At 53.5% G+C, this 12593-nt stretch carries 4 protein-coding genes and 1 pseudogene; all 5 read right to left on the bottom strand.

Going from position 1 to position 12593, the window contains the following annotated elements:
* Window positions 1–3: 3 nt before the first annotated feature.
* A complete protein-coding gene (locus tag HY272_04780; protein MBI3771996.1) occupies window positions 4–756 on the bottom strand; it encodes a triose-phosphate isomerase in 753 nt (250 codons plus the stop codon).
* Between the two features lie 181 nt (window positions 757–937).
* The gene (glmM, locus tag HY272_04785) at window positions 938–2296 is read right to left on the bottom strand and encodes a phosphoglucosamine mutase (GenBank protein ID MBI3771997.1); all 1359 of its coding nucleotides are present in this window, start codon (window positions 2294–2296) and stop codon (window positions 938–940) included.
* 75 nt (window positions 2297–2371) lie between these two features.
* A complete protein-coding gene (folP, locus tag HY272_04790) occupies window positions 2372–3178 on the bottom strand; it encodes a dihydropteroate synthase (GenBank protein MBI3771998.1) in 807 nt (268 codons plus the stop codon).
* 172 nt (window positions 3179–3350) lie between these two features.
* Window positions 3351–4435: pseudogene (locus tag HY272_04795) on the bottom strand (Fic family protein).
* Between the two features lie 321 nt (window positions 4436–4756).
* Window positions 4757–12593 (bottom strand): putative Ig domain-containing protein (locus tag HY272_04800; protein MBI3771999.1); only part of this gene is annotated, 7837 nt, incomplete at its 5' end.

Genomic DNA, 12593 nt, shown 5'->3' on the forward strand with positions numbered 1-12593 from the left:
CTATTAAACCGCTGCCCGACAGATCGTCAGAAACTCATCCGCCTTGAGCGAGGCACCACCGATCAGGCCGCCATCGATATCCTGCTGTGCAAACAGCTCCTTAGCATTATCGCCTTTGACGCTGCCACCGTAGAGTAGCCGCATCTTCTGCGCCAAGCCACTGTCACGCGCCGCCAATCGCTGGCGAATAAACGCATGCACCGCCTGCGCCTGCTCCGGCGATGCCGTCATCCCGGTACCAATCGCCCACACCGGTTCATAGGCGATCACAGCGTTGGCCAGCGCAGCCAAACCACCTTCTTTATTCAGTACTGCATCCAGCTGGCGGGCAACAACCGCCTCGGTTTTGCCTTGTTGCCGTTCTTCCAGCAACTCGCCCACACAGAGGATGGGTTTCAATCCCGCCTTGCTGACGGCGATCAATTTATCGGCCACAACGGCATCGTCTTCCCCGTAAAGGGCGCGACGCTCGGAATGGCCAATAATGACGTAGTCGCATCCCATGTCTTTGAGCATGGCGGGCGAAATTTCACCGGTAAACGCGCCGCTATCGCGGTGAGAGACATTTTGTGCCCCCAAGACTACCACCGAACCCTGCAACTGTTGTTTCACTTGCCCCAGATAAACAAAGGGCGGACAAACCGCGACTTCCGCTTTAACCCCCGCCATCCCGGCCAAGACCCCTTCGATCAGGGCTTGCGCGGCCTGGCGGCTGCCATTCATTTTCCAGTTTCCGGCGACTAACGGTTTACGCATTCTGCTGCCTGTGTTGGGCCATGAAAAAAGAACGCAAAGATTACAGTCCCCGGCGTAATAAATCAAATTTTCCGGGGTGTTGGGAGGTCCTGCAATTATCCTCGCTTGAAAGGTGAACTCAACCGCAGGGGCGATTCATGAATCGCCCCTACATGCGGGGGATACCACTCGCTTAGCAGTTTTATACCGCACCCTCCGACGCGGCATAGGCCTCGCGCACGGTATCGGCCAAATAAGTTGCACAATCCTTGACTTGGATGGCATCCCGCCCCTCGACCATAACCCGGATCAGTGGCTCGGTACCTGAGGCGCGCAGCAGGATGCGCCCCTGATCGGCCAGCCGGGCCTGGACTTCCTGTTCCGCCTTCTTCACCTGAGGCGAGGCGGCAAAATCAAAGCGCCGCTCAGTACGGACATTGATCATCACCTGCGGGTACTTGACCATCCCTGCCTTGAGGTGGCGCAAACTCTGCTTACTGTCGATCATCGCCGCCAACACCTGTAAGGACGAGATGATGCCGTCGCCGGTGGTGGTCTGATCCAAGCAAATAATGTGACCCGACGACTCGCCGCCGAGGCTCCAGCCGCCCTGCTTCAACATTTCCATCACATAGCGATCCCCTACTGCCGCCCGATGCAGGCGGATGCCCTGCTCGGTAAGGGCATGCTCGAGGCCGAGGTTGCTCATCACGGTCCCCACCACATCCTGACACCCCGCCGTCGCCCGGGCGATGATATAAAGAATCTCGTCGCCGTCGATGATCTCACCCTGGTCATCGACCATGATCAGCCGGTCGCCGTCCCCGTCGAGGGCAATCCCCAGATTGGCGCGTTTCGCCTGCACGGCATGTTGCAGCGCCTCGGGGCTGGTCGAACCGCAATGTTCATTGATATTCAAGCCATCGGGCTCGGTGCCCAAGGTAATCACCTTGGCCCCCAGTTCTTCAAAAACATGGGGGGCGATGTCATAGGTCGCGCCATGGGCGCAATCCACCACGATCGTCAGACCGCGCAAGCTGATGCGATTTGGAATTGTGCTCTTGCAGAATTCGATGTAGCGGCCCGCCGCATCACGCACGCGCTCGGCCTTGCCGAGGGCGTTGGACGCCACCGTGGTCATTTCCTTTTCCAATTCCGCTTCAATGGCCAGCTCAACCTCATCCGGCAACTTGGTGCCATCGGCCGAGAAAAATTTAATACCATTGTCATAGTAAGGATTGTGCGAGGCGCTGATCACAATACCGGCCTTGGCCCGCAGCGTGCGCGTCAGATAGGCAATCCCGGGCGTCGGCATCGGCCCCAGCAGGTGACTATCGACCCCAGCAGCAGATAATCCCGCCTCCAACGCCGACTCGAACATATAGCCTGAGATCCGGGTGTCCTTGCCGATCAGCACCTTGCTCTTGCGGCCATTGCTTTCCGCCAGTACCCGGCCCGCCGCCCAGCCGAGCTTGAGCACGAATTCAGGCGTAATTGGGAACTGACCTACCTTGCCACGGACACCGTCGGTGCCGAAATATTTGCGTTTTTGTTGTTTCATACTTGTCTCGTCACCTGCGTCCACTTATGTCTCCCCGTCTCCTAAAAGAAGGCGGGGATAATAAATAATCTGTCCTCACACCATTGACACCGCCCGCCACACCCTCAGCACATCCACCGTCGCGGCCACATCATGCACCCGCAAAATATCAGCTCCCTGTGACAAGGCCAAGACAGCCGCCGCCAGACTGCCATACAAACGCTGCTCCACCGGCTTGCCCAAGATCTGCCCGATCATGGCCTTGCGGGAAATCCCCACCAGCAACGGCACACCCAGCGCCTTAAATCGGTTCAATTCCTTAAGTAAAAGCAGATTATGCGCTAAAGTCTTGCCGAAGCCAAAACCTGGATCGATCAACAGATGATGGCGCGCGATGCCTGCAGCCAGCGCAGCGTTGATTCGTTGTTCAAGAAAATGAAAAACCTCAGCCACAACATCATCGTAGTGAGGATCAGCCTGCATCGTCCGCGGCTCGCCCTGCATGTGCATCAAACACACCGGCACATTTAATTCAGCCGCAGCCGCCAGCGCACCCTCTTCTTGCAGCGCACGCACATCGTTGATCATGCTCGCCCCCGCCGCCACGGCCGCCCGCATCACTGCTGGCTTGCTGGTATCGACCGAGATTGGAACATTACTGTGCTGGCGAATCGCCTTGATCACCGGCACGACGCGAGCGATCTCATCGACTACTGTCACTGGTTGCGCACCGGGGCGCGTCGACTCACCGCCAATGTCGATGATATCCGCGCCTTCCTCAACCATCGCCAATGCCCGCTCGACAGCAATTTCAGGCGCGACATAACAACCGCCGTCGGAAAATGAATCCGGGGTGACGTTGAGGATGCCCATGATTTGGGGGTAGGTGAAATCGAGAGGCATCGCTATAACACTCCTATTGGCATCGCGTGAATACGCTCGACAATGGAAAAGAACAAATTACCCTTGCGATCCTCGAGAAACTCATTGCGTCCATTATGCAATCTGATTGCATAATGGACGAATAGTCTACTTTTTATTATCTCTTTCTTAGGTATGTTGAGCATTCGTTGAATTATTTGTGTTCAGATGCGAGCGCCACACAGCCAGGCCAGAGCCTGTTGTTTTCATCCTGAATTACGAGCCCCTTTTCACGCAAATCACGCTGCTTGGTTTTATCGGTGAGTTTAACGTATAGCGCCTGATACCAAGGCGCGCTACGCAGCTCAGCCAAGGACATCGGTTTTCCTGCAGCCATGAGCTGGCTGGCAATCGCGTATTGCCGAGAATTGATTTCTTTTTCGTCGTGACGATGTTTGAGATCATTTTCAAAAAGAAGAAGACTGACCAGTGCATTCACGCGATCATGCAGATTATGGATACTGGTAAGCATGCCTTGCAGAAAAAAGGCGATAAACGCCGTATTGGGAAAAACCACCTTATTTTCCGCCTGTTTGCGGCAGGTATTGAATAATGTGAAGTAGTGGTGAATGTTATCGAAGTAATAGCGCGCCTGGGCGAAAGGGGCGTATTTGAATCCCTCCGCCTGGAGCAAGGTCGCCTCCAGCACCCGGCCGACGCGACCATTGCCATCCCAGAAAGGGTGAATCAACTCGTAATAGAGGTGAACCAACGGCGCCCGGATAAGCACCGGCACGCCCTGCAATTTCAGCGTTTGCTGCCACTCAATGAGATAACTGAGCAGTGATTCTACATCCCGACCAGACTGAGGTGGCTTGTAACTACCACCATGCTCTTTATTACCCACTTGGGTCACAATGCCTTGGGGTTATCGCGCAACAGACCAGGCTGGTTGTAGTCGTGCGGCAGTTGATCGGTCACCGCGGCATGAACCTGCCGGATGAAATCGATGTTCAGCTGCCAGCCGGGTGTGGCAGCGGCATGTTGGGCCAGTTCGTAGGCATGTTTGAGGTTGATGGCGCGCCGCTGCTCAACGTCATGCACCTGGGCTGGCGCAAGGTCAAGCGCCTGTTCTGTCTCTTCCTCCGACAGGGTGCCGCCTTCGATGGAGTTGGTGCCGAAGATACTGTTGACGACTACCTCTTTCTCTAACCGGCTGGCGACCTGGGACAACGGTGAGCCACGAAACCGCTGGTGAGCATCTTCGATACGCAGCAACAGGGTTTCTACAGCAGCCAGATCCACCCCGACCTGGAAGGTAAAGGGGACAAAACGGTCGGTATCCACTCTGAGCTGAGATTCGATATCTTTTGTCACCCAAAATGTCTCGAAAAATGTCCGGGGAAAATATGTTATTTAATATAAAAATATTAATATGTTACACAAACATAATATCAATTATTGACCTGAAATATGTCCCATCATAATACTAGGCCATCGGATTAATTGCCAGCAACTCAGATTCAGGTAAAAAAATACCCACCCTCAAGGATGAGGGCGGGTATCGATCACATGACTACTCGCGAATCGCCCCGTTATTTACGCCGAGGCTGATTTCGCTCACTGCCAATTGGCCACCAACACCGGCGCCAAGGCGGTCTCAACATCCGGCGACAAGGTCAACTGCCCCGCAGACGGTGCCGAAAACGCGGCCATCGCTGAGACGAGATTTTCGACGTTGGTGTCCAGCAATGTCTTACCGTCTGCGGTTTTGAGTTGCTCGACGTGGTAGGCACTGCCCAGATACCAGTCTTTGATCACCAGGTGGTCTGAAGTGCCGATGATGTTGATATCCAGGTTGTTGCCTGTATGCTGGAACCAGAGTTGATCGGTCGCAATCCCGGCGCCGAACGATGCCACATCCGTGTTACCGGCGGTGGTGTCGTTTTCGGTGACGGTATCGACGTCATAGCCTCGACCAAAGAGATAAGTATCATTCCCTGCGTCCCCCACCAGCGAATCATTCGCAGCTGCGCCATCCAGGCTATCATTACCCGCAAAGCCATACATCAGATCAGCCCCACTGGTGCCTGACAACACATCATTGCCGCTCGTTCCGGTAACGACATTGCGCGTGGTGCCCACATTGATCAGGAAATCACCCGTCACCTGGGTCCCTGAGGTGTCCGTTGCGATGACACGAATCGTCAGTGTACCCATATCCGGAATGGCAGGGGTACCGCTGAAGGTTTGCGTCGCGGAATTGAAACTCATCCAACTCGGTAACGCAGTACCATCCGCCTGGATGGCCGTCAGGGTCAACGTGTCCCCGGCATCAATGTCGGCAAAGGTACCTGCCGGAAGGGTAAGGCTGAACGGTTGGCCCTCATTCGCCGCTTGATCAACGATAGGCGCAGCCACGATTGGTGCATCATTGACATTGGCCACGGAGATGATGAAGTTATCGCTCACTGTGGCACCGGCCAGATCGGTAGCCATCACTTTGATGTCGATATTGCCAACATCACTGTTTACTGGCGTACCCGTAAAGGTTCGAGTTGTTGCATTGAAACTCAACCAGCTTGGCAAGGCACTGCCATCGGCATTTGTAGCGGTGAATATCAGACTATCACCAGCGTCCACATCGACGAATGTGTTCACTGGAACAGTGAAGCTGAACGCCTGGTCTTCGGTCGCTGCTTGATCTGCGATCAGTGCAGCAGCCGTCGGCGCGTCGTTGGTGTTGGCAACAGTGACCACAAAGTTATCACTTACCGAAGCACCTGCCAGATCGGTCGCGGTGACTTTAACACCTACTACACCCACATCACCATTGGCTGGCGTGCCGCTAAAAGTCTGCGTCGCCGCATCAAAGGATAACCAGCCTGGCAATGCCGTTCCATCAGCACGAGTTGCGCTTAGCGTCAGGCTATCTCCCGCATCAGCATCTGTAAACATCCCCGTAGGCACTGCGAAGCTAAATACGGCACCTTCGCTGGCCAATTGATCAGATATTGGAAGACTGACTTGAGGCGCTGTGTTCGTTGATGGCTGCCCCTGTGCGGGTGCCGTATAAATATCACCCGTCGTAGCATAGTTATATGCATAGTCGCCGCCAGCCAATCCCACCGTAGAGGTGATATCGAAATTGGCGATTACATCAGCCGTGAACAGCGGAATTGAAGTTCCTTGATTGTAGGCGTCAATTAATTCGTTCTTTCTCGCATTGATGATGCCGAGCAGGTCAAAAACTTGGCCGCCGTTGATATTTAGAAATTGTAGCTGTTCAACAAATGCATCGTTACTGACGATTCCGGTACCATCGTCATAGGTATATTGCCAATTGATATCAACACTATCGCCCGTTGCGCTCCCAATTTGAAGATGCAACATTGACCACGTATTACCATTTCCGTAGTCTTCAAACTGAAGCGAGGCAGTCACATCTTCTGGATGGATACCCATACCCAATGACAATGTATCAATACCACCAGAATTTCCAGTTAGTGTCGAAAGATCCCAAATAAAGTCTCCACCGTCACCTGGGTTAAAGAGATAGACATCATTGCCGTCATCACCCTCTAGATCATCCGCACCTTCTTTACCCACAAAAATGTCAGTTCCTTGCGAACCAGTGAAATAGTCATTCCCAGCGGTACCTTCGAAAACCCAGGTCGTTGGAACTGGCCCTAAATAATTAAGCAGGTCTGATCGCGTCAACGTAACATCAGAGAATTGATAATTTTCGATACCAAACCCGAGAAAATCATTGTCCCCGCGCTGGGCCACATAGACAGAGGCATCGGGATTACTTTTTGAAGTGATTTTGATGCCCAAACGGCCATCACTGTCCGGCGCGACCCAGCTGAGCTTTACATCCGCCAGATTGACGTTAACCTTCAGAGTATCTTCCGCAAGCACCAAACCATTAGTAAAAATGGCCTGTAATTCAGGGATCAGCGTGGTCAGTGTCGCTTCCGGCCCTTTTAGGGTTTGAATGTTCTGTTCATACGTGCCTGACATAGCTTCATAAAGCAAGGTCCCAATATCACTGCTCGTAAAAAGCCCATTATCAACGATATGGGTTTCAGTCGCTTCACTCAGGTCAACAACGTATCGATCCGAGCCGCCAGAACCGTACAAATAGTTCCATCCTGCGCCCCCAGAGAGTACATCATCACCTGCATAGCCAAAGAGGACATCACTACCCTGCCCGCCGGACAAGAAATCGCCAGTACTCCCGCCAAACAGCCAATCGTTACCCTCTCCCCCCTCAATGCACAACGGTCCGTAAAATGAGGTACTTCCAACCGCTTCCCAAATCGAACCCGGCTGATAAATGGCTTCTGTGCCCACAACATCATCACCGGCACCGGCATCGATCACGGAAATTCTATCGTTGTAGGACAATACCGCGACTTCGCGCATCGCTATATTGTTATAAACACCCTCATTTCCTGTCAGCTCACCAGCAGGAACGTTTTCCGGTCTCACATAACCGGAATCGTAAATTCTGGCCAAAGAATGGTTAATAGTATTATTCGTGTTTCCGAGCGCCAGGAGTGATCCCATTTTAAAATAGGCTCGCTCTTTACGGAATGTGTATTCGGTTGCGGTAGCTGGCAGGATATTATCAGCACCATCTGAGCCCGCCACCTTATTGATCGTGGCATATTCCTCGAATCTCTGAAACACGTCGTCCATCAACTGGATATTCACCCCGCGCCCAGGAACACTTTTAAGCAAATAATTCAACGGATCGATGCCATACGGCAATTTTTCGCTACCTGATGTCAGCTCCGGCATAAGGCTATTATCAGGAAGCCCCTGCACAAGCGTAAGGTCTACCCGGCCTTTTATAGGCGTCAGCTCTCGTGAATAATAATCAAGTGCTGCATAGGCTGATTCGATGTAACGTTCACGCTCGTCATCGATTAAATTAGTGCTGTTCTGCTGAGGGTCCAGAATCCGGGCCACAGGAATTACCGTGCCGCTCGTATAGGTAAACTGCCAGGCATCAGGATTTATGAAATAATTCTCAATTGTCGCTGAGCCAGCGGTATTTTTCCAACTCATGACCAGAGAATCGCCGGAACGGGACGCCGTCATATCACCCACTACCATGCCAGGCGATAAACGGACAACGTTGAGCGACCCATCTTGGACATCATCACGCACGATAACATTGCCCGGCACATTACCAACGATATAAACATCGCTACCGCTACCGCCCAATAGCAGGTCGTCACCACCATTGCCGTTGAGAATGTCGTTATCGGCGCCGCCATCCAGTACGTCGGCCATATCGCCACCGATCAATCGATCATTGCCGCCACCGCCGGAAAGATGATTCTGCCCCCCATCGTTACCGCGCAATGTATCGTTGCCGGGACCACCGATCTGTTGCGAGCTGGCCTGCGTTAAAATGGTTCTATCCCATGCAGTACCATCCGCGAAGCGAACCTCGCCTATCGAACTTTGAGGGTCTACGAACCAACCCCGGACAAAAATCTGATTGCCGCTGCCATCGATCAGAACAAGGTCATCTACAGATTTTGCGGCAGTGATATCACTCTTATTGATATCATTCCCAAACTGGATAACATCTCCACCATCATCAGTATTGATCGAATCTATTCCCCAATTAGCATTAAACAGATAGGTATCATTCCCTATGCCGCCAGAAAGCTCATCGTCTCCCGTGCCGCCGGTGAGTTGATCATCACCGTCATCGCCAAAGAGGATATCAGTGCCAGCGCCACCATCGAGCAAGTCATTGCCACTCCCACCGAATAACCCGTCTTTACCTCCGTCGCCAGAGAGCGAATCCGAGCCGTCACCACCCCATAACGCATCGTCATTTTCGCCGCCAGCCAATGCATCATCACCGGCATCACCATGGAGCACATCATTACCTAACCCCCCGCTAAGCGTATCATTGCCGATTCCGCCAGACAGAGTATCGTCGCCTTCATCCCCAGCGAGCACGTCATTACCGGCACCCCCAGAAAGATTATCTACACCAGCGCCGCCTCTCAAAATATCGTCGCCTAAATCACCGATAAGATTATCTTTCCCATCACCACCTAATAGGGTATCCGCGCCATCACCGCCGTTTAATAAATCATCGCCAGTACCACCATCGAGGGAATCGTTACCATCACCACCCCATAACTTATCAGCACCTGCGCCTCCCTCTAATGAATCATCGCCTGATTCACCCAGGAGTCGATCGTCGCCCTCACCACCCAGCAGCACATCGTTACCACCGCCGCCGAACAGAGTATCGTTGCCCAAACCACCATCGAGATGGTCGTTGCCATGTAATGAAATGTCGATACCGAGAGAATCGCCTTCCAACACGTCATCGCCGGCACCACCGATCAGCGTATCGGAGCCGCCACTGCCAATTAACGTGTCATTACCCGCGCCGCCATCGAGATAGTCGTTTCCATACAGCGCAGCGGCAAGACCAACAGCATCGCCATCCATCGTGTCATCACCGTCACCTCCCAACAGCGTATCCGAGCCGCCGTCACCTACTAGAACGTCATTTCCGGCGCCGCCGTCGAGCGTGTCATCACCTACCGCACTGTCTGGCACACTGGCATCATCACCGTATAGCTGGTCCATGCCGTCGCCGCCCAGCAACGTATCAGCACCACCGCCACCGTATAAGATATCGTTACCCAGACCGCCTTCGAGATGGTCATTGCCGTACTGTTTGTTGACAACAAGGCTGGGCGCATCGCCTTCCAAAATATCGTTACCGTCACCGCCGATTAACGTATCATTGCCGGAACCACCCAACTGATGTGATGCAACTTGCAGAAGGTCATTTGCATTCCACACTGTTCCATCAGAGAAGCGGAATTGCTCAACTCGAGCAGAAGGATTGGTATACCAGTCTTTAATAATGATCTGATTACCCTGCCCATCCAGCAGATAGAGATCGTTTCCGGTCTGGAGCGTATAGAAATTAGCGCTACTGACATTGGAATTGATATCGACAATATCGACACCACTCTCTTCCTGAATAACATCAACCCCCCAATTGCCAGAGAAGTTATAAGTGTCATTACCGGAACCGCCTTGCAGCCCGTCATTACCTTCGCCGCCATCAAGCTCATCGTCGCCTCGTCCGCCAAACAAAAGATCACTGCCGGCACCGCCGCTTAAGCGGTCATTTCCCGCGACATCAATGGCGTCCTGATACTGCCGATAAACTCCTTTAGCAGTAATGGCATAGCTTGAGTCTGCATAATTATCAGTATATGCAAGCGACATGTCTGCTTCGTACTGAGCTTTGTAAATGTCCCCAAAAAGAATGTCATCACCATCACCACCGTCAAGCTGGTCATCGCCCGCTTCACCATACAAGGTGTCGTTGTCACGGCCGCCATACAGTTGGTCATTCCCGCCACCACCGAAAATGATATCGTTGCCGTCGTCGCCGCTGAGAATGTCGTCGCCCACCCGGGTTTGATCGACGTCGCGGGTGAGAGGGCGATCGACGATGCCGCCGTTGGGATAGAGGTAGCCCAACATAACCGGTGGCATGGTGCCTATGGATGTTATGCCGGTCGACCAGTCGTAGTAATAAATTTGATAGGCATTTTCGGTATCACCCCAGAGATAATCGTTACCCGCACCGCCCGAAATAAAATCCGCATCGGCACCTGCATATAACTTGTCATTACCTTCGCCTCCGATCAAGGTGTCGTTGCCATCGCCCCCGAAGAGGCGATCACTGCCGTCCATCCCAAGCAGGATGTCGTTTCCATCCAGCGAGAAAATAAAATCGTTCCCCAGGCCGCCGTCGAGCAGATCATTCAGGGTGGATCCACCCAGGTAGTCGTCTCCGGCCTCACCGTAGAAATAAGCGCCTTCCGTTTGGCCAACGGCGGTTTGGCGCGTTGCCAAGCCTGCTGAGTCATTTCCGTTTCCTAGATATACCGCAATGCCGGGGTTAGCCGCGATGCTGTTAACGCTGACCTTGTCGTTTCCTTCACCAACATAGATGGTATTGATGGTTGATGAATAGACGGCGTAGCTGGGGACGCTGGGTTCAGAACCGACGATTCCGCCGCTGCCGCTATATTTCGGGTCTCTGCGTGCGGCATTGCCGTTGATATACAGGGCGTCGATGGCATTGCCATAGGTGGTGGCGACAGCACCCGTCGTGGGCTCGGTTGATTCGATAAAGTTCAACCCCAAACTGCCACTGCTGAACTTATCTACGGCGATGGATGATCCATTCGGACCGCTGATTTGCAGCCAGTTGTCGTTGTTGGGTTTTTGGATGAGGGTGTAGGTGAAAGCGCCATCCTGACTGCGATAAACATTCTCGGCAATTTTTTCGCCGCCGGTGAGGACGGTGCTGTTGAAGATGATCTTGCCGCTGCCGTCGCTGTCGGCGATGACATCGAAGCCTTCGCCGCTGTTGTAGACGTAGGTGTCGTTACCGGCACCGCCTTGGAGGATGTCGCTGCCGGCGCCGCCGGTGAGTGTGTCGTCTCCGGCGCCACCATAGATATGATCGGTATCGGCGCCGCCGTTGAGAACATCATTGCCCACGCCGCCGTTGAGCGTGTCCGCTCCTTCATCGCCGGAAAGGATGTCAGCGCCGGTGCCGCCGAGGAGGGTGTCGTTGTCCTGGCCGCCGGAAAGCGTGTCGTCGCCGGCGTTGCCTTCGAGGTAGTCTTTGCCCAATCCGCCGGAGATGTTGTCATTCCCCGCTCCGCCGTAGAGATGATCCCATTTATCGCCGCCAGTGATCGTGGAATTGCTGGTTATGCCGGTGCCTTGATCAAAAATAAGCCGTGAGGTCTCCGCCAGTGCTGGCGGAGTAAACGGATACGTGGGGGCTAGATACAATCTGTACAGTTGAGCGCCATTGATATCATCAAAGCTCTGGGGCGCTCCATTGTAAACGGCCCAGTCGTCGCCACTGTTCTCGTAATGGCGATCATTAACGCCACTCCATATTTTGTTCGCCAGAAACGTGGCTCTATCGTCAAGATAGGTGTCGGTGAGACCGGTATCGGCAGTGCTGTCGTAGAGATTGAGTTCGCCGTTGACGTTGTAAGTTTGATAATCGATGCCGAGCACGACAAAAGGATTCAATGTTTGCAGCGCATAGCGGTAGGCCTGGCCTTCGGCGTCGGTTTGTTTGGCTTTGGCGAGGATGGCGTCGCGGGAGAGACCGACGAGGGGGATAAGTTGGAGGTTGGGGTGGGCGGTTGTTTCGAGTTCTATGATCGCCTGGAGTTCATAGAAATTTTTATAGAAGTCGTCGCGGTGGATTTCAATGGAGGGATAGGTCTTGCCAAAAACCGTTCCAAGATCGGCGAGCGCAGATTCGAGGCTGTTGGCGGGGTTGCTGGAGGTGGCGGTGAGGATGCTGTTTATCGTGCCGATGCTGGCCGAGGGGTCGAGTTTGGCGAAGAGGTTGTAG

Source organism: Gammaproteobacteria bacterium (assembly GCA_016200485.1).
In the GTDB taxonomy this organism is placed as follows: Bacteria; Pseudomonadota; Gammaproteobacteria; order Tenderiales; family Tenderiaceae; genus JACQEP01.